The organism is Microbacterium sp. NPDC055442 (assembly GCF_053644215.1).
In genome coordinates, this window is the sequence record NZ_JBSHLF010000005.1 from 255,303 (window position 1) to 277,468 (window position 22,166).

Here is a 22,166-nt window from a genome sequence, read left to right on the forward strand (position 1 = left end):
CCTTGGTGTCGGCTCAGCTGACCCGGCACCGCGAACGTGAGCCCTCCACTGGCGTGTTCAGCGGCCATCGGCCGAGGAACCACCCCGGAGCGGGATTCACGAACATCTCCGTTCGAATCCAGAAAGCAGCACTATTGTGACGCGCACATACTCCCCCAAGGCTGGCGATGCCCAGCGCGAGTGGCTTGTCATCGACGCCACCGACGTCGTTCTCGGCCGCCTCGCCTCCCACGCCGCTGCGCTCCTGCGCGGCAAGCACAAGGCCACCTTCGCCAACCACATGGACATGGGCGACTTCGTGATCATCATCAACGCCGACAAGGTGGCGCTGACGGGTCAGAAGCTCCAGAAGAAGAAGGCCTACCGCCACTCGGGCTACCCGGGCGGTCTCCGGTCGGTCACCTACGAAGAGCTGCTCTCGAAGAACCCCGAGCGCGCCGTCGAGAAGGCTGTCCGGGGCATGCTGCCGAAGAACAGCCTCGGCGCGCAGCAGCTCTCCAAGCTCAAGGTCTACCGCGGCGCTGAGCACCCCCACGGTGCCCAGCAGCCCAAGACCTTCACCCTCGACCAGGTCGCCCAGTAAGCGCCGCTTCCAGATTTAAGGACATACTCGTGGCGAACATCGAAGAGACCACCAGCAACTACTCCACCGAGACCCCTGTCGACGAGACCGTCGTCGCCGCCGAGCGCCCCGTGCTCTCGGTGTCGGGTGCAGCCGTCGGCCGCCGCAAGCAGGCCATCGCCCGCGTGCGCGTCGTCCCCGGCTCGGGCACGATCACCGTCAACGGCCGCGCGCTCGAGGAGTACTTCCCGAACAAGCTGCACCAGCAGCTGATCACCGACCCGTTCACGGTCCTCAACCTCACCGGCGCATACGACGTCATCGCCCGCATCTCGGGCGGCGGCGACTCGGGACAGGCCGGCGCACTGCGCCTGGGCATCGCCCGTGCGCTCAACGAGATCGACGTCGAGAACAACCGCCCGGTGCTCAAGAAGGCCGGCTTCCTCTCGCGCGACGCCCGCGTCATCGAGCGCAAGAAGGCCGGTCTCAAGAAGGCCCGCAAGGCGCCTCAGTACTCGAAGCGCTGATCGGCACCGCTCCGATGCCGCTGTTCGGCACGGACGGTGTGCGGGGACTGGCCAACGGCCCGATCCTCACCGCCGACCTCGCTCTCACCCTGGCCCAGGCGACCGCCGTCGTCCTGGGCCAGGGCCGCACCGCAGAAGCGCGTCGTGCCGCCGGCAAGCGGCTCACGGCCGTCGTCGCGCGTGACCCCCGCGTCTCGGGGCACTTCCTCTCGGCCGCCGTCGAAGCGGGTCTCGCCTCGTCCGGCGTCGACGTGCTCGACGCCGGCGTCCTGCCGACTCCCGCCGCGGCGTTCCTCGTCGCCGATCGCGACGCCGACTTCGGCGTCATGATCTCGGCGTCGCACAATGACGCCCCCGACAACGGCATCAAGATCTTCGCGCGCGGCGGCGTCAAGCTGCCCGACGTCGTCGAAGCGCGCATCGAAGCGGCCATGCAGGGCACGAAGCTGCAGCCCACGGGCGCCCAGGTCGGACGCATCAGCCGGTTCTCGGACGCCGAGGACCGCTACGTCATGCACCTGCTCGGCTCGCTCCCGCACCGCTTGGACGGGCTCCATGTCGTGCTGGACTGCGCGCATGGCGCGGCATCCGGTGTGTCCCCGGAGACGTTCCGCGACTCGGGCGCGCGCGTCACGGTCATCGGCGCCGATCCCGACGGGCTCAACATCAACGACGGCGTGGGCTCGACCCACCTCGATCAGCTGGCCGAGGCCGTCCTCGCGCACGGCGCCGACGTCGGCATCGCGCACGACGGCGACGCCGACCGCTGCCTCGCCGTGGATGCCGACGGGCGCGTCGTCGACGGCGACCAGATCATGGCGATCCTCGCCGTCGCGATGAAGCAGCGCGGTCGACTCAAAGACGACACGCTCGTGGCGACCGTCATGAGCAACCTCGGGCTGCATCGCGCGATGGCCGATCACGACATCACCGTCGAGCAGACGGCGGTCGGCGACCGCTACGTGCTCGAGCGCATGAACGAACGGGGCTACTCGCTCGGCGGCGAGCAGTCCGGACACGTCATCATGAGCGACTTCGCCACGACGGGCGACGGTCTGCTCACGGGCCTGCACCTCGTGGCCGAGATGGCGCGTCAGGGCAAGCCGCTGTCGGAGCTGGCATCGATCATGACGGTCTATCCGCAGGTGCTCGTCAACGTCAAGGGCGTCGACCGCACGCGCGTGGGCGACCCGGGGGTGGCCGACGCCGTCGCCGCCGCCGAGGCCGAGCTGGGCGACTCAGGACGCGTGCTGCTGCGCGCGTCGGGAACCGAGCCTCTCGTGCGCGTCATGGTCGAGGCATCCGAAGCCGCCGTCGCACAGCAGATCGCCGACCGCCTCGCGGAGGTCGTGCGGGAGCGTCTCGCGCTCTGAGCCGGGTCAGAGCCCGGGCGGGGTCCACGACAGCGACTCGATGTAGCGCAGCAGCACGCCTTCGCGCAGCGCCCACGGCGAGACCTCGAGCGCGTCGACGTCGAGCATCTTCATCGCCGTGTGCAGCACGACGGCGGCCGCGACGATCTGGAACGTGCGGTCCGGTGTGATGCCGGGCAGCTCGTGACGCACGGAGGCCGGGATCTTCGCGAGCCGCGGGATCCACGATCCGAGGGCGTCGCGGGGGAGCAGCAGCCGCTCGTTCCCCGGCCAGGCGGGCATCGGCGTGCCGACGAGCTTGGCGAGGGAGCGGATCGCCTTGGACGAGCCGACGATGTGATCCGGTGTGGGCATCGTGCTGAGCGCCGTCGTGGCCGGTCGGAGCACCTCCCGCGCGTGTGCGCGCAGCCGCTCGACGGCCTCGTCGCCCGGCGGATCGTCGGGGAAGAACTCGACCGTCATGCGTCCGGCACCCAGGGGGACGGATGCTGCTGCCTCGGGCAGCTCGTCGGCTCCCGCCGCCAGTTCGAGCGAACCGCCGCCGATGTCGAACAGCAGGATCTGCCCCGCCGACCATCCGAACCAGCGCCGCACGGCGAGGAACGTGAACCGCGCCTCGGTCTCGCCGCCGAGCACCTGCAGATCCTGCCCGAGCGCGTCCTCGATGCGCGCGATGACGGCCTTTCCGTTCGTGGCATCCCGCACGGCGCTCGTGGCGGTGGCGAGCAGTTCGACGACGTTCTCGCCGGCGGCGATCTCACGCGCCTGCGCGACGGCGGCGACGAGCGCCTCGACGCCTTCGTCGCTGATCGATCCGTCCGGCTCGAGGTAGCGCATGAGCCGCAGGATGGTTCGCTGGCTCGTCGTCGCGAGCGGCCGACCACCGGGGATGACATCGGCGACGAGCAGATGGACGGTGTTCGAGCCGATGTCGAGGACTCCGAGGCGCACCCGTTCAGGGTAGTGCGGCTGCCGGTCGAGCGCAGGCCAGCGGCGCGTCGCGTGGTGACGCGAGCGCGACGGCAGGCGCTAGCATGGCGCGATGCAAGCCGAGGATGCCGTGGCGACGACGCTCGCCGACTCGCTCTACCGCGAAATCGGGCGCGCCGAATGGTCGCGTCTGGCCGCGGGCGTCGAGCAGCCGCTGTCTGAGACCGAAGTCGTGCAGATCCGCGGTCTCGGAGACCGGCTCGATCTGACCGAGGTGCGCGAGGTGTACCTGCCGCTCAGCCGGCTGCTCTCGCTCTACGCCTCGGCGACGAAACGCCTCGGGGCGGACACGAGCGACTTCCTCGGTGAACCCGACGTCACGACGCCGTTCGTCGTCGCGGTCGCCGGCTCGGTCGCGGTCGGGAAGTCGACGATCGCCCGGCTGCTGCGCGAGCTCATGAGCCGGTGGCCGGGAACCCCGCGCGTCGAGCTCGTCACGACCGACGGTTTCCTCTATCCGAACGAGGAGCTCGAGCGCCGCGGGCTGATGCAGCGCAAGGGGTTTCCCGAGTCGTACGACCGGCGCGCGCTCGTCGAGTTCCTCACCGACGTCAAGAGCGGAGCCCCCGAAGCGCGCGCGCCGTTCTATTCGCACCTGCGCTACGACATCGTGCCCGATGCGCACGTCACCGTGCGCCGGCCCGATGTGGTCATCGTCGAGGGGCTCAACGTGCTGCAGCCGCCGCCGGCGCCCAACGATGTCGCCGTGAGCGATCTGTTCGACTTCTCGATCTACGTCGACGCCGCCTCAGAGCACATCACGGAGTGGTTCCTCAACCGCTTCCTCGCCCTCAAGCGCGGCGCGTTCGCCAACCCGAGCTCGTACTTCAACAACTTCGCGCACCTCAGCGACGTCGAGGCCGTCGATTTCGCGCGGGGCGTGTGGGGGTCGATCAACCTGCCGAACCTCGAGGAGAACGTCCTGCCGACCAAGCACCGGGCGACCCTCGTGCTGCAGAAGGCCGCCGACCACGCCGTCGAGCGCGTGCTGCTGCGCAAACTGTGACGCGGCCTCTCTCAGCAGGTTCGCACCCGCGCACGCCGTACGATTGACCCCATGTGTGGAATCGTCGGATACGTGGGCCCGCGGCAGAGCCAGGCCATCCTCATCGCCGGTCTGTCGCGCCTGGAGTACCGCGGGTACGACTCGGCGGGGATCGCCGTCATCGACGGTGCCGGCGACCTCGACATGCGCAAGCGCGCCGGCAAGCTGAAGGTGCTGCGCGACGACCTCGCGGCGCATCCGCTTCCTGACGGCACGACCGGCATCGGACACACCCGCTGGGCGACCCATGGTGCCCCGACCGACGAGAACGCGCACCCGCACCTCGCCGACGATGACAAGCTCGCGGTCATCCACAACGGCATCATCGAGAACTTCTCCGAGCTGAAGGACGAGCTGCTCGCCGACGGCTTCACGTTCCGCAGCGAGACCGACACCGAAGTGGCCGCCGCGATGCTGGGCCGCGAGTACCAGCGCACGGGTGATCTGACGGCGGCGTTCCGCCACGTCGTGTCGCGCCTGGAGGGCGCCTTCACGCTGCTGGCGATGCACGAGGACCAGCCGGGGCTCGTCGTCGGCGCTCGCCGCAACTCGCCCCTGGTCATCGGGCTCGGCGAGGGCGAGAACTTCCTCGGCTCGGATGTCGCCGCCTTCGTCGAGTACACCCGGAACGCCCTCGCGATCGGTCAGGACCAGATCGTCGCGATCACGCCCGAGGGCGTCGAGGTGACCGACTTCGACGGCCAGCCGGTCGAGGTCGAGCCGTTCGAGGTGACGTGGGATGCCGCGGCCGCCGAGAAGGGCGGCTGGTCGTCGTTCATGGCCAAGGAGGTCTCGGAAGAGCCCGACGCCGTCGCCAACACGCTGCGCGGCCGCATCCACGACGGCCAGGTCGCGATTCCCGAGCTCGACGGGCTCGACGACCTGTTCGCGGGCATCTCGCGCATCATCATCGTCGCGTGCGGCACGGCCGCCTACGCCGGCCAGACCGGCAAGTACGCGATCGAGCAGTGGACCCGCATCCCGGTCGACGTCGAACTCGCGCACGAGTTCCGCTACCGCAATCCGGTGATCGGACCCGACACGCTCGTCGTCTCGATCAGCCAGTCCGGCGAGACGATGGACACGCTCATGGCGGTCAAGTACGCGCGCGAGCACGGCGCGAAGACGCTGTCGATCTGCAACACTCAGGGAGCGACGATCCCCCGCGAGTCGGATGCGATCGTCTACACGCACGCCGGCCCCGAGGTCGCTGTCGCCTCGACGAAGGCCTTCGTCGCGCAGATCACGGCGCTCTACCTCATGGGGTTGCACATCGGTCGCATCCGCGGTGTGCTGACGCCCGAGGACGCGGCCGACCACGTGCGCGAGCTCGAGGCCGTTCCCGGCAAGATCGCGCAGATCCTCGAGCGCGAGCAGCCGCGCATCGAGCAGTTCGCGCACTGGATGGCCGACACCCGCTCGGTGCTGTTCCTCGGCCGCCACGTCGGCTACCCCATCGCGCTCGAGGGCGCGCTCAAGCTCAAGGAGCTCGCCTACATCCATGCCGAGGGCTTCGCCGCCGGCGAGCTCAAGCACGGCCCGATCGCGCTCATTGAGCCCGGCCAGCCCGTCTTCGTCATCGTCCCATCCCCGCGCGATTCGGCCGAGATGCACAAGAAGGTCGTCTCGAGCATCGAGGAGATCCGGGCGCGCGGCGCCCGCGTCATCGCGATCGCCGAGGAGGGTGACGTCGCCGTGCTGCCCAAGGCCGACGAGGTGCTGCGCATTCCGCTGGCCGGAGCCCTGTTCGAGCCGTTGCTCTCCGTCGTGCCGCTGCACATCTTCGCGATGGGCCTGGCGACGGCGAAGGGCCTCGATGTCGACCAGCCGCGCAACCTCGCCAAGTCCGTCACGGTCGAATAGACGGCGCGCACATGATCGTGGGGATCGGCGTCGACCTCGTCGACATCGAACGGTTCGAACGCACGATCTCGCGCACGCCGCGCCTGCTCACGCGTCTGTTCGCCCCGGCCGAGCGGCCGCTCGCGACCCGTTCGCTGGCCGCGCGCTACGCCGCGAAGGAAGCGCTCATCAAGGCGCTCGGCGGCTCTGACGGCGTCTACTGGACCGAGATCGAGATCGCGCCCGAACCCTCGGGTCGCCCGTGGTTCGCGCTGAGCGGGTCGACCGCCGAGACGGTCGCGGAGCGCGGCATCACGACGCTGCACCTTTCGATGTCGCACGACGCCGGGCTCGCCACCGCCTACGTCATCGCCGAGGCGACGCCCGGCGCAGGGGGCCTCGCATGACGGCTCTGCCGGCAGGGGTCGCTCGCGAAGCGACGATCGACGTCAGCGCGATCGCCGCGAATGTGCGCCACCTGCGTCGGCTCACGGGCACCGAGGTGATCGCCGTCGTGAAGGCCGACGGCTACGGGCACGGCGCCGTGCGCTCGGCGCAGGCGGCGCTCGACGGCGGTGCGGCCAGACTCGGCGTCGCCGAGATCGGCGAAGCGCTCGCCCTGCGTCGGGGCGGGATCATGGCCCCCCTCATCGCGTGGCTGCACGCTCCGGGCACCGACTTCCGAGAGGCGGCGGGCGCGGGGATCGAGCTCGGGATCTCGTCGTACGACCAGCTCGTGCAGGCCGCGGCCGCCGCGACGGGGGAGCACCCCGTCCGCGTGCACCTCAAGCTCGACACGGGCCTGTCGCGCAATGGCATCGCCCCCGCCGACTACGGTGTCGTCTTCGCCGAGGCGGCCCGCCTCGAGCGGATCGGCCGGCTGCGCGTCGAGGGCGTGTTCAGCCACCTCTCGAACGCGTCGGAAGACGACGACCGTGCCGCTCTGCAGGTCTTCCTCGACGGAGTCGGGGCGGCGGCGGGGCTCGGCCTGCGCCCGGCCGTCCGCCACCTCGCGGCGACGCACGCCGCCATCGCCCTGCCCGCCGCGCGCCTGGACTGCGTGCGGGTCGGGATCGGCATCTACGGCCTCTCGCCGTTCGCCGACCGCACATCGGCCGATCTCGGTCTGCAGCCCGCCATGACGCTGCGCGGCGCCGTCAGCGCCGTCCGGCGCGTGCCCGCGGGCACGGGGGTGTCGTACGACTACGCCTATCGCGCCGAGCGCGAGACGACGCTCGCCCTCGTGCCGCTGGGCTATGCGGACGGCGTCGCCCGCCAGGCATCCGATCGCGGGCCGGTATCGATCGGCGGGCGGGAGTTCCGCGTGTCGGGGCGCATCGCGATGGACCAGTTCGTCGTCGACGTCGGCGACCACCCCGTCTCGCTCGGCGATGAGGTCGTGCTCTTCGGCGACCCCACGCTCGGTCATCCCTCGGCGGCCGATTGGGGAGAGGCGGCGGGCACGATCAACTACGAGATCGTGACGCGCATCGGCGCGCGCGTGCCGCGACGGCAGATCCCCTCGTGAGCGGTCTCGACCCGCTCGTCGGCACGCACGAGATCCTGTCGCCGGCGGACATGGAGGATCTCGGCGAGCGGATGGGGCGGATGCTGCGCCCCGGCCAGCTCGTCGTGCTGACCGGTCCGCTGGGAGCCGGCAAGACGACACTGACCCGCGGCATCGCGACGGGCCTGGGCGTGCGAGGTCCGATCCAGAGCCCGACGTTCGTGATCGCGCGCACGCACCCGTCGCTCGTCGGCGGCGCGCCGCTCGTGCACGTCGATGCGTACCGCCTGGGCTCGGCGCCCGAGCTCGACGACCTCGACATCGACTACGACGGGTCGGTCGTCGTGGCCGAGTGGGCCGCCCCGTTCGCGGCGTCGATCGCCGACGAATGGTGGGAGGTCGAGCTCGACCGCGATGGGCTGACCCTCCCCGAGGCCGAACTCGACGCGGACGCCCCCCGCCGCGTGACGATCTCCCTGCGCCGCTGACGCCGGCGCCCCTGACGCCGTGGTCGCCCCCGCCCCCGCGGCATCCCCCATTGACGCCGAGACTGCAACGGGAGGCCGAGACCGTGGGGTTCACCCGCTGTCTCGGCGCGCGGTTGCAGTCTCGCGGTCTACCCTGGATGCGTGATCCTCGGCATCGACACCTCCCTCGGCACGGCCGTCGCTGTCGTCGAGCACGACGGTGTCGTTCGCGCCGACGTGGCCAGTGAGAATCCGCTCGGCCACGCCGAAGTGATCGGCGACCTGCTCGTCGCGGCGCTCGCCGACGCGGCACGAGGACCGATCGGCCAGACCAGCGCGTCCGAGCCCGTCGAGATCAGCCACGTCGCGGTCGGGATGGGCCCGGGCCCGTTCACGGGACTTCGCGTGGGGGTCGCGGCGGCACGGACCTTCGCTCAGGGCCGCGGGGTGCCGGTCATCCCCGTCGTGAGTCACGACGCCGCCGCGCTCGCGATCCTGCTCGCCGACCCGTTCGCCGAGCTTCCGCGCTTCGCCGTCGTGACCGACGCGCGACGGCGCGAGTTCGCCTACACCGTGTACGACGGTCTCGACGACGACGGTCTGCCGATCCGCGCGACCCAGCCGGCCCTCACTCCGCGCGATGCGATCGACGCCGTGCTGGCCGACGTGGGCGCCGAGCGCCGCGACATCGCCCTCATCTCGGGCGCCATGGTCGGCCTGGCGGCGGCGCGCGCGCTCGCCGCCGGACGCACGATCGGCCCCGACGACGCGCTGTACCTGCGTGCACCCGACGTGACGCCGCCCGCCGCGCGAAAGCGAGTGGGCACATGAGCCTGCGACGCGCGACGAGCGACGACCTCGCAGCGATCATGGCGCTCGAGCGGGCGTCTTTCCCTTCGGATGCGTGGAGCGAAGGCATGATGCGCGAAGAGCTCGCGTCGCCGCACGGCTATTACGTCGTGGACGAGACCGCCGGCCGCATCTCGGGGTACGCGGGGCTGCGAGCCGCCGCCGGAGCGAAGGACGCCGACGTGCAGACGATCACGATCGCCGGGGATGCCAGGGGTCGAGGCCGCGGTCGCGTGCTGCTGCGCGCCCTCTTGGACGAGGCCGCGCGACGGCGGGTCCGCGAGGTCTTCCTCGAGGTGCGCGCCGACAACCCCGTCGCGCAGTCCCTGTACGTCTCGGAGGGCTTCCTCGAGATGGGGCGCCGCCCGCGCTACTACCAGCCCGACGACGTCGACGCCGTCGTGATGCGTCTCGACCTCGCCGGCTGGCACGCCGCGAACGGGCCCGCGCCCATCGATGCGGGAGCACGCGCGTGAACCGCCGCGAGCCACTCGTGCTCGGCATCGAGACGAGCTGCGACGAGACCGGGATCGGGATCGTGCGCGGACGCACCCTGCTGAGCAACACGATCGCGAGCTCGATGGACGAGCACGCCCGCTTCGGCGGCGTCGTGCCCGAGGTCGCCGCCCGCGCGCACCTCGAGGCCCTGCAGCCCTCGATCGAAGCGGCGCTCGCCGAGGCGCAGGTTTCGCTCGATGAGCTCGACGCGGTCGCCGTCACGAGCGGGCCCGGCCTCGCGGGGGCGCTCATGGTCGGCGTCGGCGCCGCGAAGGCCCTCGCCGTCGCGCTTGGCACACCCCTCTATGCCGTCAACCACCTCGTCGGGCACATCGCCGCCGACCTGCTGACGGGCGACGAGGTCGAGTATCCGACGGTCGCGCTGCTCGTCAGCGGCGGCCACACGTCGCTGCTGCTCGTGCGCGACCTCACGAGCGACGTCGAGCTGCTCGGCGAGACGGTGGACGACGCGGCCGGCGAGGCCTTCGACAAGATCGCGCGGATCCTCGGGCTGCCCTATCCGGGCGGGCCCGAGATCGACCGGGCGGCCGCCGACGGCGACCCCACCGCGATCCGATTTCCACGCGGTCTTTCGCGCGCCTCGGACATGGCGCGCCACCGCTACGACTTCTCGTTCTCGGGGCTGAAGACCGCCGTCGCCCGCTGGATCGAACAGCGCGAAGCGGCCGGTGAACCGGTGCCGGTCGCCGATGTGGCGGCATCCTTCCGCGAAGCGGTCGTCGACGTGCTCGTCACGAAAGCGCTCGCGGCGTGCGCCGACCACGGCGTGCCCCGGCTGCTGCTCGGTGGGGGAGTCATCGCGAACCGCCGACTGCGCGACGTCGCGATCGAGAGAGCGGATGCCGCGGGCGTGCACGTGCGCATCCCGCCGCTGTCGCTGTGCACCGACAACGGCGCCATGATCGCCGCACTCGCGTCCGAGCTCATCATGTCCGGTCGCCCGCCGTCGACGCTCGCGTTCGGCGCGGACTCGACCCTGCCCGTCACCGAGATCCAGGTCGCCGAGGAGGTCGCGTGACCGACGCCGATGCCCGCCCGCCCCGTCCCCTCACTCCCGCCGTCGAGCCGCCGTCGCCCGACGTCGAACTCGCGGAGGACGCCGTGCCCCTGCCCGGGGCGCACCGCGGCGGATTCTCGCGGCTGCCCACCGCTCCCGTCGAGACGACGACCGAGTGGCATCCTGCCGAGCCGGGCGCGAGCGCGGAGTGGCTCCTTCCGCCCCCGCCCGCCTCGCGCGGGGTCGCGGCCTGGGCGCTCGGCTTCGCGATCGCCGGGCTCATCGGCTCGCTGCTGGTCGGCTGGGCGTTCCCGGTCGGGCTCGTCGGGGTCATCGTGGGCATCGTGGCGCTGCGCAACCCGGTCGAGAACCGTACCGCGGCGGTCTGGGCGGTCGTGCTGGGCGCCGTCTCGATCCTCTACAGTGCGGGCTGGCTGCTGTGGGCGGCCGGTGAGCTGAACCTCTTCGGCTGACCGCGCGGTCGCCGTCGTCGTCGCCGCTCGTCGCCGTCGCCTCGCGTCGCCGACGAAGACGCCGAGACTGCAACGGCGGGCCGAGACTGCGGGTGAACCCCGCAGTCTCGGCCGCCCGTTGCAGTCTCGCGGTAAGGGAGCGCGGTCGGCGTCAGACCCGGTCGGCGAGGACGGCGACGCGCTTGGAGCCGATGCGCGTGAGGAACAGCGTCGCCTCGGCGTCGCCGCGCAGCTTGAGCGACCGGCGCAGCGCGGCGGGATCGACGTCGACGCCGCGCTTCTTGATCTCCAGACGCCCGATGCCGCGTTCGCGCAGCGCAGCGCCGAGCTTCTTCGGATCGGCGGGAAGGACTTCGCGCACGCGGAAGGTCGCGACGAACGGCGAGGTGAGCGCAGAGTCCGACGTGAGATAGGCGATGTGCTCATCGACCATGCCCGCCTCGAGCGACCGGGCGACGTCGCCGATCAGCCGCGCCCGGATGACGGCGCCGTCGGGCTCGTGCAGCCAGGCGCCGAGCGGCCGTGCGGGCTCGTCGGCCGCATCGGCGTCGGCGGTGAGCTCGTGCACGGATTCCCCGCGCATCACCAGCGCCGCGCGCCGGATGCCAGGACGCGCGAGCGCGCCCGACCACAGCACGAGCTCGATCGTCGAGCCGTCGGCGCTGACCCACTGCGCCTCGACCGCCTCCGGGATCAGGTCGCGGTCGAGCCCCGGTCCGAGCTTGACCCCGACGGGCATGCGCTCGGCCAGATCGAACACCCAGTCCAGGGACGGCGACCAGTCGGCGGGGCGCGTGCGGGTCGTCTCGGTGCGGCCCGCCGTGCGGCGCGCGGGGTCGAGCCACGCGGCATCCGTCGCCCTGAGATCGAACGCCTCGGCCGTGCCGTGCGCGACCGTGACGTCGTCGCCGAACGGTGCGAGGTTGTATGCCGCGATCGCGGCGGTGATCTCGTCGGCGTCGACGGCCGAGACCCGCAGCCCCAGGCCCGCGAGACCGAGCGCGTCGCCGCCGATTCCGCAGCCGAGGTCGGCGACGCTCGTCAGGCCCGCATCGCGAAAGCGCGCGGCGTGGCGCACCGCGACGGGCAGGCGCGTCGCCTGCTCGAGCCCCGCTCGCGTGAACAGCATGCGCTCGGCGAGATCGCCGAACTTGGCGCGCGCCCGGTCGCGCAGACGCGCCTGCGACACGACCGCCGAGACGAGGTCGGGGGAGTGCCCGGCACGGCGCAGACGCGTGACGGTGCGGGCGACGTCCTCGGTCGAATGCGTGGCGGGAAGCTCGTCGAGCAGGCGCATCCCCTCCGGGGTGAGCAGCGCGGTGAGCTCGGCCGTGTCCACTCCGCCAGCCTAGGCTGAGACACCGAGCTGGCACTCACGTTGCGCGAGTGCCAGCGCTTTGCCTAGACTTGCGTTAGCACTCTCACTGTGCGGGTGCTAACGAGTCTTCAGTCTCAAGGAAAGAAGAGGTAGACCGTGTCGGTTTCCATCAAGCCGCTCGAGGACCGCATCGTCATCAAGCAGGTCGAGGCCGAGCAGACCACGTCCAGCGGTCTGGTCATCCCTGACACCGCCAAGGAGAAGCCCCAGGAGGGCGAGGTCGTGGCGGTCGGCCCCGGTCGTATCGACGACAACGGCAACCGTATTCCGCTCGACGTCGCTGTCGGCGACCGTGTGATCTACAGCAAGTACGGCGGCACCGAGGTCAAGTTCGGCGCGGACGAGCTGCTCGTCCTGTCGGCACGCGACGTCCTCGCGGTCGTCGTTCGCTGAGAACCCCGCCTCACACAGGCGATACGAAGGACTCGGATGCTGCGGCATCCGAGTCCTTCGTCATGTTCGAGGTGCCGCGGGGCACAGCTGCACACGTCGCTCACACCCCGACCGTCGCGGTGTTCGTCCGGCCCTAGGGTGGACTGGTGACCCGAGACGTGCCCGCCGCCGAGCCCGCTGACACGACGGGTGGCGACCTCGGCGAAGCCGCCGTCGTGACGGGCGGCGTGCCGATTCCCGTCGGACGCAGCGCGGCCGAGCGGGAACGCCTGCTCGGCGGGATCTACGGCTTCGCGGCGTACCTGTGGTGGGGCTTCCTGCCGCTGTACTTCGTCTTGCTCGTTCCGACCGGGCCCTGGGAGATCGTCGCCTGGCGCATCGTGCTGTCGCTGGTCTTCTGCGTGCTGCTGCTGTCGGTGACCCGCACGTGGGGGCGGCTCGCGCGGCTCTTCCGGCAGCCCAAGGTGCTCGGGCTCACGGCGCTGGCTGCCGTGTTCATCTACGTCAACTGGCAGGTCTTCATCATCGGCGCCCTGTCGGGCCACGTCATCGAGACGAGCCTCGGCTACTTCATCAACCCGATCGCCACCGTCCTGCTCGGCGTGCTCGTGCTGCGAGAGAAGCTGCGCGTCACGCAGTGGGTCGCGATCGGCATCGCGGCGGCAGCGGTCATCGTCATCGTCGTGGCGTACGGCTCCGTGCCGTGGATCGCGCTGACGCTCGCGGCATCCTTCAGCCTCTACGGCCTCGTGAAGAAGAAGGTCGGCCCGTCGGTCGACGCCGTCAGCGGACTGACGCTCGAAACCCTCTGGCTCATGCCGATCGCCACGGTCATCCTGATCGTGGTCGCGATGACGACGGGCCTCACCTACGGCGCGAACGGCGCCTGGCACACCGTGCTGCTGAGCCTCGCGGGGATCGTCACCGCTGTGCCGCTGCTGCTCTTCGCCGCCGGCACGCGCCGCACCTCTCTCACGGTGATCGGCCTGCTGCAGTTCGTCACCCCCTTCCTGCAGTTCATCTCGGGGGCGTGGATCCTCGGCGAGCCCATGCCCGTCGAGCGCTGGATCGGGTTCGGACTCGTGTGGGTCGCGCTGGCCGTGCTCATGGCGGATTCGGTCCTGCACGTGCGTCGTTCGCGGCGACAGCGCGTGCGCTGACCCGCGCAGCGCCCCCGCCACGCGGGGCGAAACCCGCGGAATTCCGGGGGTTGCGGCATCCGAAATCGTCTCCGTTATAGATCGTTAACGAATGGCAACATTGCGAAGCCGCTCGCGCCGTTAGGTTATGAGCACTGGGACGGCACCCGAGCCGAGCCCGTGTCACCCACAACAAGGAGAAACATGAGCGTCTTCACCCGCTCGCGCAAGTCCGCCATTCTCGGCGGGATCGCGCTCGCCGGTGCCAGTGCACTCGTTCTCGCCGGCTGTGCCGGCGGAGGAACGGGTGGCGAAGGCACCGAAGCACCCCCCACGTCGGAAGAGCGTGACCTCACGCTCAGCATCGGAACCGTGCTGCCCCAGACCGGTGCACTCGCGTTCCTCGGCCCGCCGGAAGAGGCCGGCGTCGGCCTCGCCGTCAAGGAGATCAACGACGCAGCCAAGGGCATCACTGTCGATGTCGAGTACGGCGACTCGGGCGACCCCGACAACAAGGCTTACGAGACCACCGTCCCGCGCCTCCTGGGCAATGGCGTCCAGGCGCTCATCGGTGCTGCGGCATCGGGCGTCACGAAGCTCTTCCTCGACCAGGCAGTCGGCGCCGGCGTCATCACGTTCTCGCCCGCCAACACGTCGCCGGACTTCACGACGTGGGACGACAACGGCCTGTACTTCCGCACCGCCCCCAGCGACCTGCTGCAGGGTGAGGTGCTGGGCAACCTGATCGCCGAAGATGGCGCATCGACGCTCGGCATCATCTACCTCAACGACGCGTACGGCACGGGCCTAGAGGCCGCGCTGACCGAGACGTTCGAGGCGACGGGTGGCCAGGTCGTGGCATCCGAGTCCTACAACGCCGGCGACACGAACTTCTCGGCACAGGTCTCGTCGATCCTCGCGCAGAACCCGGAGGCCATCTCGGTCATCGGCTTCGAGGAGACCGCGACGATCGCTCCGTCGTTCGTCAACAGCGGCTTCGACGGCTCGAAGTTCTACTTCGTCGACGGCAACACCTCGCAGTGGGGTGCGGACATGCCCGTGGACATCACCGGCTCCAAGGGCACGCAGCCCGGCCCGGTGCTGTCGGACGACTTCCAGGACCGCCTCATCGCGCAGTGGCAGGAGCAGTCGGGCGAAGAGCTCGTCGACTTCAACTACGCCGGTGAGTCCTACGACGCCGTCGTGCTCCTCGCGCTCGCTGCTCTCGCCGCGAACTCGACGGATGCCGGTGAGATCGCTGCGAAGCTGCAGGAAGTCTCGGGCGGCTCTGGCGACGGCGAGAAGTGCGACACCTTCGCCGCTTGCGCCGACATCATCCTCGCGGGTGGCGTCGCCGACTACGACGGCTACTCCGGTGGCGTCGCGTTCGACGAGGCCGGCGACCCGACCGAGGCGTCGATCGGTGTCTTCGAGTACCAGGAGGGCAACGAGCACACCCGCATCAACTGATTGATGCGCTGAGCTCTTCAGCCACTCAGGGCCCCGGTTCCTCACGGAACCGGGGCCCTTCTGGTGTTGTGCGCGGCCTCGGGCGCGCGGTGTCCCGTGCTCACCGGGCGCCCTCGGCGGGTGCGCAGCGCGGGGGACAGGCCGGGTAGCCAGAGCGGCGTCGGTGCCTCGGGTGCGGGACGCCGGGGCTGCGGGCTTGCGGCGGGGCTGCGGGCTTGCGGGGGAGCGGGACGCCGGGGCTGCGGGACGCCGGGGCCAGCGGACTCGCGGGCACGCGGGACTTGCGGCGGAGAGCGCGGCCAGCGGGGCGTGCGGCGGGCTGCGGGGCTACGCCGGCCGCGGGCCACCCTCTGCGCTCACCGGGGGCCGTTCGGGGGAGGCCCCGCACCGAACGACGGGACGCGGACCGGACGATGTGGGCGCACACAGAAACAGAGAAGGGCGGATGCCGCAGCATCCACCCTTCTCTGTTTACCGAGGAATCAGTCCTGCCCGAGCGAACCCAGGTACAGGCCGATGACCTTCGGGTCGTTCAGCAGCTCGCGGCCCGTGCCGTGATACGCGTCGCGGCCCTGGTCCAGGACGTAGCCGCGGTCGCAGATCTGCAGGCACCGACGGGCGTTCTGCTCGACCATGATCGTCGTGACACCCGCCTTGTTGATGTCCGAGACGCGGATGAACGCGTCATCCTGGCGCACGGGCGACAGACCGGCCGACGGCTCGTCGAGCAGCAGCACGGCGGGGTCCATCATGAGTGCGCGCGACATCGCCACCATCTGGCGCTCACCGCCCGAGAGCGAGCCCGCGCGCTGCTTGAGGCGCTTGCCCAGCTCCGCGAAGATCCCGGTCACGAACTCGAGCCGCTCGGCATACGCCTTGGGGTTCTGGTAGAGCCCCATCTGCAGGTTCTCCTCGATGGACAGCGAGGGGAACACGTTGTTCGTCTGCGGCACGAAGCCCACACCGCGCGACACGAGCTTGTCGGAGTTGAGCCCGACGATGCTCTCGCCGTTGACCATGATCTCGCCGGCCCGAACCTTGACCATGCCGAAGATCGACTTCAGCAGCGTCGACTTTCCGGCGCCGTTGGGTCCGATGATGCCGATCAGCTCACCCTTGCGGGCGATCAGGTTGGCACCGTTGATGATGTTGATGCCGGGGAGGTAGCCCGCGTCGAGATCCTTGACCTCCACGACGATGCGGTCGCTCTTGGCGGCCTCGCCCGCGGGGGCTCCGGCCGTCGTCACCTTGGTCACTTGTTCTCCTCCTCGGCTTCGGCGATCGACTCGGCCTCGGCCTGCTCGATGTCCTCGAGCATCTCGATCGCGGAGGTGTTCAGCTCACCTTCGATGCGTCCGGTCACGATGCCGAGGTCGACATCCTGGTGGGCGCCGAGGTACGCGTCGATGACCGCCTGATCCTGCATCACGGTGTCCGGCGGCCCCTCGGCCACGACACGGCCTTCGGCCATGACGACGACCCAGTCGGCGATGTGCCGCACCATGTGCATGTCGTGCTCGACGAAGAGCACGGTCATTCCGAGCTCCTTCAGGTCGAGGATGTGCTCGAGCAGCGACTCGGTCAGCGCGGGGTTCACACCGGCCATCGGCTCGTCGAGCATGACGAGCGTCGGGTCGTTCATGAGCGCCCGTGCCATTTCGAGCAGCTTGCGCTGACCGCCTGACAGCGACGCCGCGTAGTCCGAGGACTTCGCGTCGAGCTTGAAGCGCTTGAGCAGACCGCGCGCCTTCTCTTCGATCTCGGTCTCCTGCTTGCGCCAGATCGCCGGGATCATGCTCGTCCAGAAGCGCTCGCCCTTCTGCTTCGAGGCGCCGAGCTTCATGTTCTCGAGCACCGTCAGCAGCGAGAGCGCCTTGGTGAGCTGGAAGGTTCGCACCTGACCCATGCGCGCGACCTTGAAGGACGGCACACCGGCCAGCTGAGTCCCGTCGAAGCTCCACGAGCCCGAGTTGGGCTTGTCGAACCCGCACAGCAGGTTGAACAGCGTCGTCTTGCCGGCACCGTTGGGGCCGATGAGCGCCGTGATGGCGTTGCGCGGAACCTCCAGGTGCTGCACGTCGACGGCCGTGAGACCGCCGAAGCGGCGGGTCACGTTGTCGATGACGAGGATCGGGTCGGTTTTGGCGACGCCGGGAACGGCCTCGCCCTTCGCGAGCCCGGTCGCCTTGGGGCGACGGATGTTGCCCGTTGTGGGGGCGACACCGCCCTCGGGAGTGATGTTATTTGACAAAGGTCAGCTCCCTCTTGTTGCCGAGGATGCCCTGCGGGCGGAATATAACGAGCAGCATCAGCGCGATGCCCACGAGGACGAAGCGCAGTGTGCCGGCCTGGATCGGCGAGATCGGCAGGATCCCGATCGACGCGAGCGCCGGAAGGACCCCATCGAGGAACGCCATGATCACCCAGAAGATGACGGCGCCCAGAGCCGGTCCGAAGACCGTCGCTGCGCCGCCGAGCAGCAGGATCGTCCAGATGAAGAACGTCAGGCTCGTCGTGTAGGTGGCAGGAACGACCGCCGACGGAAGCGCGAAGACCACGCCGCCGAGAGCACCGAAGATGCCACCGAGCACGAGTGCCTGCATCTTGTAGGCGAAGACGTTCTTGCCGAGCGAGCGCACGGCGTCTTCGTCTTCACGGATGCCCTTGAGGACGCGTCCCCACGGGCTGCGCATGACGGCCCACACGATGAAGACCGCGATCGCCAGCAGGATGACGCCGAACACGCGCACCCACAAGGCGTCAGCCGTGTAGGTCCACGGTCCGAAGCCGTACGTCCCGGGCGGGAACGGGTTCGCCGCGCGGAAGCCCGCGTGGTATCCGCCGAGGCCGTCGGCCGAGTTGGTGACCGCGTCGAACGCCGTCGTCGTGAACAGCAGTCGTACGATCTCGGCTGCCGCGATCGTCACGATGGCGAGATAGTCGGCTCGCAGTCGCAGCGTCGGGATACCCAGGATGAAGGCGAACACGGTCGCCGCCACCATTCCGATCAGGATGCCGACCCACCACGGGAGTCCGAACGTCAGGATCGAGATCGCGTAGCTGTACGCGCCGATCGCCATGAAGCCCGCCATACCGAAGTTCAGCAGGCCGGCATAGCCGAAGTGAACAGCGAGGCCCGTCGCAGCGAGTGCGTAGGCGATCGTCGTCGGGCTGAACAGCCAACCCGCGGTGTTATTGAGAATTCCTCCCCAGTCCATGGTCGCCTCCTATCCGAGTCTCTCTTTACGGCCCAGGATGCCCTGTGGCCTGACCAGCAGAATCAAGATGAGCACGACGAGCGCACCCACATACTTCAGGTCGGACGGCAGCCAGAGGGTCGAGACCTCCACGAGCAGACCGACGATGATCGCACCGATGAGCGCGCCGAACGCCGTTCCCAGCCCGCCGAGTGTCACGGCGGCGAAGATGAGCAGCAGGATGTGCACGCCCATGTCCCACCGCACGCCGGGGCGGAAGTAGCCCCAGAGGATTCCGCCGAGGGCCGCGAGGGCCGCCGACAGGATCCAGACGATCCGGATGACGCGGTCGACGTTGATTCCGGATGCCGCGGCCAGGCCGGGGTTGTCCGAAATGGCGCGCGTGGCCTTGCCGACGCGGGTGCGCAGCAGCCAGAAGGCCACCAGCACGAGCACGACGATGCTGATCCCCATCGACATCATGGCGACGGGCGACAGCGCGATCGGGCCGAGGATCTGGATCTTCGCCGATCCTGCGCCCGGCAGCTGCGACGTCGACCCGCCCATGAAGAACTGGTAGACGTAGCGCACCGCGAGCGACAGGCCGATGCTGACGATCATCAGCGGTACGAGCCCGATCCCTTTTCGGCGCAGCGGTTTCCACAGCCCCGCATCCAAGGCGTAGCCGAACAACCCGCCCACGATGATCGTGATGGGGATCGTCAGCCACATCGGGATCTGGAATCCGACGCCCAGCGCGACCGCGATGACGGCACCGAAGGTGACCAGTTCGGCGTGCGCGAAGTTCGTCAGCCCTGTCGTTCCGAAGATGAGCGACACACCGATCGCCGCGAGTGCGAGCAGCAGACCGAAGTTCAGTCCGTTGATGACGCGCTCGACGAACTGATCCAGGAAGGATGTCGTGACCCGCTCACCCTCACCGAGGAAGAGGTTGATGATCTTCGACCCCGTGAGTCCGAATTCCACGTCGAACGAACCCGAAGATCCGTCCTTCAGAGCGATGCCCTCGCCCAGCTGCGCCGGGTCGACGATGACACCGTCGGGCAGCGAGGACTCGTCGACCGTGAGAACGTACGATTCCTTCTCTGGAACGTAGAGACGCCACTTGCCTTCGGCGTCGGTCACGGTTTCGGCGTCGAACCCGTTTCCTTCGATCGTCATGGTCACATCGGGAACCGGTTCGCCTTCGAACGTGATGATTCCACCGAAGTAGTAGTCGGTTACCTCTTGCTCCTCGGGTGGATCACCCGTATCAGCCCAGGCGCCTTGCGGCGTGTTGAAAACGAGCAGCATGGCGGCGAACGTCGCCGCGATAACTGCCAATAGCCATCGCCGCGATCTTGTCGCGGCCACAGTCGTAGAACCCACAGAACCTCCCGTACGGCACCACGGACACCGAAGGCTCGGGTCGCAATCGGCCGTGATGAACGACGGTTCGACCTTATTGCGTCGTCGGCGATTCGTACACAACGCATTTTTGGACGTGATCGAATCGGAACACGGGAGGGTTGCTCAAGTGCCGCACTGCGCGGAACAAACCCGCGAGCCCGAGACTTAGACTCGGTACGGCAGGTTCCGCGTGTGCACCGGCCGTCGCCGTTCACCCCCGAGCAACACGCGCCGTGCAGGACCTGCACCGCGCAGGAGACCCCATGGAGCACAACGACCCCTTCGGCTTCGTCGGACTGACCTACGACGACGTCCTGCTGCTGCCCGGTCACACCGACGTCATCCCCAGCGAAGCCGACACGTCTTCGCGGGTGACCCGCCGCATCACCGTCGCGACACCGCTGCTCTCCAGTGCCATGGACACCGTGACCGAGTCACGGATGGCGATCGCGATCGCGCGCGAGGGCGGGCTCGGCATCATCCATCGCAACATGTCCATCGACGAGCAGGCCTCGATGGTCGACCGGGTCAAGCGCAGCGAATCGGGCATGATCACCGACCCGATCACGACGACCGCCGACGCGACCATCGAAGAGGTCGACGCGCTGTGCGCGCAGTACCGCATCTCGGGGCTGCCCGTCATCGATGACGAAGGACGCCTGCTCGGCATCATCACCAACCGCGACATGCGGTTCGTCTCGGGCTTCGAACGTCAGACGACGCTCGTGAAGGACGTCATGACCCGTGAAGGGCTCGTGACGGGCAAAGTCGGCATCGGTGCGAACGACGTCATCGCCCTCTTCGCGCATCACCGCGTCGAGAAGCTGCCGCTCATCGACGACGACGGCAAGCTCGCGGGCCTCATCACGATCAAGGACTTCGACAAGAGCGAGAAGTACCCGCTCGCCACGAAGGACGAGCACGGGCGACTGCGCGTCGGAGCGGCGATCGGCTTCTTCGGCGACGCGTGGCAGCGCGCCGAGGCGCTGCGTGACGCGGGTGTCGACGTGCTCGTCGTCGACACCGCCAACGGCCAGTCGGCCGGCGTCATCGACATCGTCAAGCGGCTCAAGGCGGACGCATCCTTCGATCACGTCGACGTCATCGGCGGCAACGTCGCGACGCGCGAGGGCGCGCAGGCGCTCATCGACGCGGGCGTGGACGCGGTGAAGGTGGGCGTCGGGCCGGGGTCGATCTGCACGACACGCGTCGTCGCGGGCGTCGGCGTGCCGCAGGTGACCGCCATCTACGAGGCGTTCCTCGCGGCGCGCGAGGCGGGCGTGCCGGTCATCGCCGACGGTGGGTTGCAGTACTCCGGCGACATCGCGAAGGCCCTCGTCGCCGGCGCCGACACGGTCATGCTCGGCTCGCTCCTCGCGGGCACCGACGAGTCGCCCGGCGAGATCGTCTTCCAGGGCGGCAAGCAGTTCAAGCTCTATCGCGGCATGGGTTCGCTCGGAGCGCTGCAGACGCGCGGCAAGAAGACCTCGTACTCGAAGGACCGGTACTTCCAGGCCGACGTCCCCAGCGACGACAAGCTCATCCCCGAGGGCATCGAGGGACAGGTCGCCTACCGCGGACCGGTGTCGGCCGTCGCGTACCAGCTCATCGGAGGCCTGCGTCAGTCGATGTTCTACGTCGGCGCACGCACGATCGATGAGCTCAAGTCCAAGGGCAAGTTCGTCCGGATCACGGCGGCGGGACTCAAGGAGTCCCACCCGCACGACGTGCAGATCGTCGTAGAGGCGCCCAACTACAAGAAGTGACTCGGCGGCGTTCGTCTCGCGACGGACGCCGCTGCGCGAGGTTCGGAGGGCGGCGCGTACTTCGGAGCCTTTCGCCACAGGGGTCCGAGGTTCGTGCGCATCTCCTAGGTTGGCGCGCATCTCCGAGGTTGGCGTGCCGCCTGACCCTCCCCAGACGGCGTTGGGTACCGCGAAGCGCGGAGGGCGGCGCGTACTTCGGAGCTTTTACCCACAGGGGTCCGAGGTTCGTGCGCATCTCCTAGGTTGGCGCGCATCTCCGAGG

Annotated in this window: 22 protein-coding genes; 16 read left to right on the forward strand and 6 right to left on the reverse strand. The window is 69.4% G+C overall.

Translation table 11 applies throughout. The features are described from left to right. The first annotated feature begins 136 nt into the window (after nucleotides 1-136). The 3 genes from rplM to glmM are packed head-to-tail and all read left to right on the forward strand — an operon-like array spanning nucleotide 137 to nucleotide 2,462. Nucleotides 137-583, forward strand: a complete 447-nt coding sequence (gene rplM, locus ACWIBS_RS13240; protein WP_376130348.1) for a 50S ribosomal protein L13 — start codon at nucleotides 137-139, stop codon at nucleotides 581-583. 29 nt (nucleotides 584-612) lie between these two features. Beyond that, a complete protein-coding gene (rpsI, locus tag ACWIBS_RS13245) occupies nucleotides 613-1,089 on the forward strand; it encodes a 30S ribosomal protein S9 (RefSeq protein WP_376130345.1) in 477 nt (158 codons plus the stop codon). A 14-nt stretch (nucleotides 1,090-1,103) separates the two neighbouring features. Continuing rightward, on the forward strand, nucleotides 1,104-2,462 hold the full coding sequence (gene glmM, locus ACWIBS_RS13250) for a phosphoglucosamine mutase (protein ID WP_376130343.1): 1,359 nt from the start codon (nucleotides 1,104-1,106) through the stop codon (nucleotides 2,460-2,462). A gap of 6 nt (nucleotides 2,463-2,468) precedes the next feature. On the opposite strand, the gene ACWIBS_RS13255 is transcribed toward glmM, so the two are convergent. Beyond that, a complete protein-coding gene (locus ACWIBS_RS13255; RefSeq protein ID WP_376130340.1) occupies nucleotides 2,469-3,413 on the reverse strand; it encodes a Ppx/GppA phosphatase family protein in 945 nt (314 codons plus the stop codon). 91 nt (nucleotides 3,414-3,504) lie between these two features. On the opposite strand from ACWIBS_RS13255, the gene coaA reads away from it, so the two are divergent. The 9 genes from coaA to ACWIBS_RS13300 all read left to right on the forward strand — a co-directional run bounded on the left by coaA (nucleotide 3,505) and on the right by ACWIBS_RS13300 (nucleotide 11,151). Continuing rightward, nucleotides 3,505-4,458 (forward strand): type I pantothenate kinase, encoded by a 954-nt coding sequence (coaA, locus tag ACWIBS_RS13260; RefSeq protein ID WP_376130337.1) that lies wholly within the window; start codon nucleotides 3,505-3,507, stop codon nucleotides 4,456-4,458. Nucleotides 4,459-4,509: 51 nt separating this feature from the next. Beyond that, nucleotides 4,510-6,360 (forward strand): glutamine--fructose-6-phosphate transaminase (isomerizing), encoded by a 1,851-nt coding sequence (gene glmS, locus ACWIBS_RS13265; RefSeq protein ID WP_376130335.1) that lies wholly within the window; start codon nucleotides 4,510-4,512, stop codon nucleotides 6,358-6,360. 11 nt (nucleotides 6,361-6,371) lie between these two features. Then, nucleotides 6,372-6,746, forward strand: a complete 375-nt coding sequence (locus tag ACWIBS_RS13270) for a holo-ACP synthase (protein ID WP_376130333.1) — start codon at nucleotides 6,372-6,374, stop codon at nucleotides 6,744-6,746. Further along, complete coding sequence (gene alr / locus ACWIBS_RS13275; protein WP_376130331.1) at nucleotides 6,743-7,867, forward strand: alanine racemase; 1,125 nt, start codon at nucleotides 6,743-6,745, stop codon at nucleotides 7,865-7,867. Before ACWIBS_RS13270 ends, alr begins: the two co-directional genes overlap by 4 nt. Continuing rightward, on the forward strand, nucleotides 7,864-8,334 hold the full coding sequence (tsaE, locus tag ACWIBS_RS13280; RefSeq protein WP_376130328.1) for a tRNA (adenosine(37)-N6)-threonylcarbamoyltransferase complex ATPase subunit type 1 TsaE: 471 nt from the start codon (nucleotides 7,864-7,866) through the stop codon (nucleotides 8,332-8,334). The genes alr and tsaE overlap by 4 nt, the downstream gene beginning before the upstream one ends. A 141-nt stretch (nucleotides 8,335-8,475) precedes the next feature. After that, nucleotides 8,476-9,144, forward strand: coding sequence for a tRNA (adenosine(37)-N6)-threonylcarbamoyltransferase complex dimerization subunit type 1 TsaB (gene tsaB / locus ACWIBS_RS13285; protein ID WP_376130325.1), 669 nt, complete (start codon nucleotides 8,476-8,478; stop codon nucleotides 9,142-9,144). Beyond that, nucleotides 9,141-9,638 carry a ribosomal protein S18-alanine N-acetyltransferase gene (gene rimI, locus ACWIBS_RS13290; RefSeq protein ID WP_376130322.1) on the forward strand — a complete coding sequence of 166 codons (498 nt, stop codon included), beginning with the start codon at nucleotides 9,141-9,143 and terminating at the stop codon, nucleotides 9,636-9,638. The genes tsaB and rimI overlap by 4 nt, the downstream gene beginning before the upstream one ends. After that, the gene (gene tsaD, locus ACWIBS_RS13295; RefSeq protein WP_376130319.1) at nucleotides 9,635-10,699 is read left to right on the forward strand and encodes a tRNA (adenosine(37)-N6)-threonylcarbamoyltransferase complex transferase subunit TsaD; all 1,065 of its coding nucleotides are present in this window, start codon (nucleotides 9,635-9,637) and stop codon (nucleotides 10,697-10,699) included. Before rimI ends, tsaD begins: the two co-directional genes overlap by 4 nt. Beyond that, entirely contained in the window at nucleotides 10,696-11,151 is a 456-nt protein-coding gene (locus ACWIBS_RS13300; protein ID WP_376130316.1) for a hypothetical protein, read from the forward strand. The genes tsaD and ACWIBS_RS13300 overlap by 4 nt, the downstream gene beginning before the upstream one ends. A 151-nt stretch (nucleotides 11,152-11,302) precedes the next feature. On the opposite strand, the gene ACWIBS_RS13305 is transcribed toward ACWIBS_RS13300, so the two are convergent. Beyond that, entirely contained in the window at nucleotides 11,303-12,490 is a 1,188-nt protein-coding gene (locus tag ACWIBS_RS13305) for a class I SAM-dependent methyltransferase (protein ID WP_376129282.1), read from the reverse strand. Nucleotides 12,491-12,625: 135 nt separating this feature from the next. Between ACWIBS_RS13305 and groES the strand changes: the two genes are divergently transcribed. From groES to ACWIBS_RS13320, 3 genes are all read left to right on the forward strand, one after another. Further along, nucleotides 12,626-12,922 (forward strand): co-chaperone GroES, encoded by a 297-nt coding sequence (gene groES / locus ACWIBS_RS13310; RefSeq protein WP_376129280.1) that lies wholly within the window; start codon nucleotides 12,626-12,628, stop codon nucleotides 12,920-12,922. Between the two features lie 215 nt (nucleotides 12,923-13,137). Then, nucleotides 13,138-14,082, forward strand: a complete 945-nt coding sequence (gene rarD / locus ACWIBS_RS13315; protein ID WP_376129289.1) for an EamA family transporter RarD — start codon at nucleotides 13,138-13,140, stop codon at nucleotides 14,080-14,082. A gap of 183 nt (nucleotides 14,083-14,265) precedes the next feature. Then, a complete protein-coding gene (locus ACWIBS_RS13320) occupies nucleotides 14,266-15,531 on the forward strand; it encodes an ABC transporter substrate-binding protein (protein WP_376129278.1) in 1,266 nt (421 codons plus the stop codon). Between the two features lie 482 nt (nucleotides 15,532-16,013). On the opposite strand, the gene ACWIBS_RS13325 is transcribed toward ACWIBS_RS13320, so the two are convergent. The 4 genes from ACWIBS_RS13325 to ACWIBS_RS13340 are packed head-to-tail and all read right to left on the reverse strand — an operon-like array spanning nucleotide 16,014 to nucleotide 20,042. Continuing rightward, on the reverse strand, nucleotides 16,014-16,778 hold the full coding sequence (locus ACWIBS_RS13325) for an ABC transporter ATP-binding protein (RefSeq protein WP_376129287.1): 765 nt from the start codon (nucleotides 16,776-16,778) through the stop codon (nucleotides 16,014-16,016). Between the two features lie 5 nt (nucleotides 16,779-16,783). Next, nucleotides 16,784-17,782, reverse strand: coding sequence for an ABC transporter ATP-binding protein (locus ACWIBS_RS13330; protein WP_376129276.1), 999 nt, complete (start codon nucleotides 17,780-17,782; stop codon nucleotides 16,784-16,786). After that, the gene (locus tag ACWIBS_RS13335; protein ID WP_376129274.1) at nucleotides 17,772-18,749 is read right to left on the reverse strand and encodes a branched-chain amino acid ABC transporter permease; all 978 of its coding nucleotides are present in this window, start codon (nucleotides 18,747-18,749) and stop codon (nucleotides 17,772-17,774) included. Before ACWIBS_RS13335 ends, ACWIBS_RS13330 begins: the two co-directional genes overlap by 11 nt. Nucleotides 18,750-18,758: 9 nt before the next feature. Continuing rightward, complete coding sequence (locus ACWIBS_RS13340; protein WP_376129272.1) at nucleotides 18,759-20,042, reverse strand: branched-chain amino acid ABC transporter permease; 1,284 nt, start codon at nucleotides 20,040-20,042, stop codon at nucleotides 18,759-18,761. A 359-nt stretch (nucleotides 20,043-20,401) separates the two neighbouring features. On the opposite strand from ACWIBS_RS13340, the gene guaB reads away from it, so the two are divergent. Beyond that, on the forward strand, nucleotides 20,402-21,904 hold the full coding sequence (gene guaB, locus ACWIBS_RS13345; protein ID WP_376129270.1) for an IMP dehydrogenase: 1,503 nt from the start codon (nucleotides 20,402-20,404) through the stop codon (nucleotides 21,902-21,904). Nucleotides 21,905-22,166 lie beyond the last annotated feature (262 nt).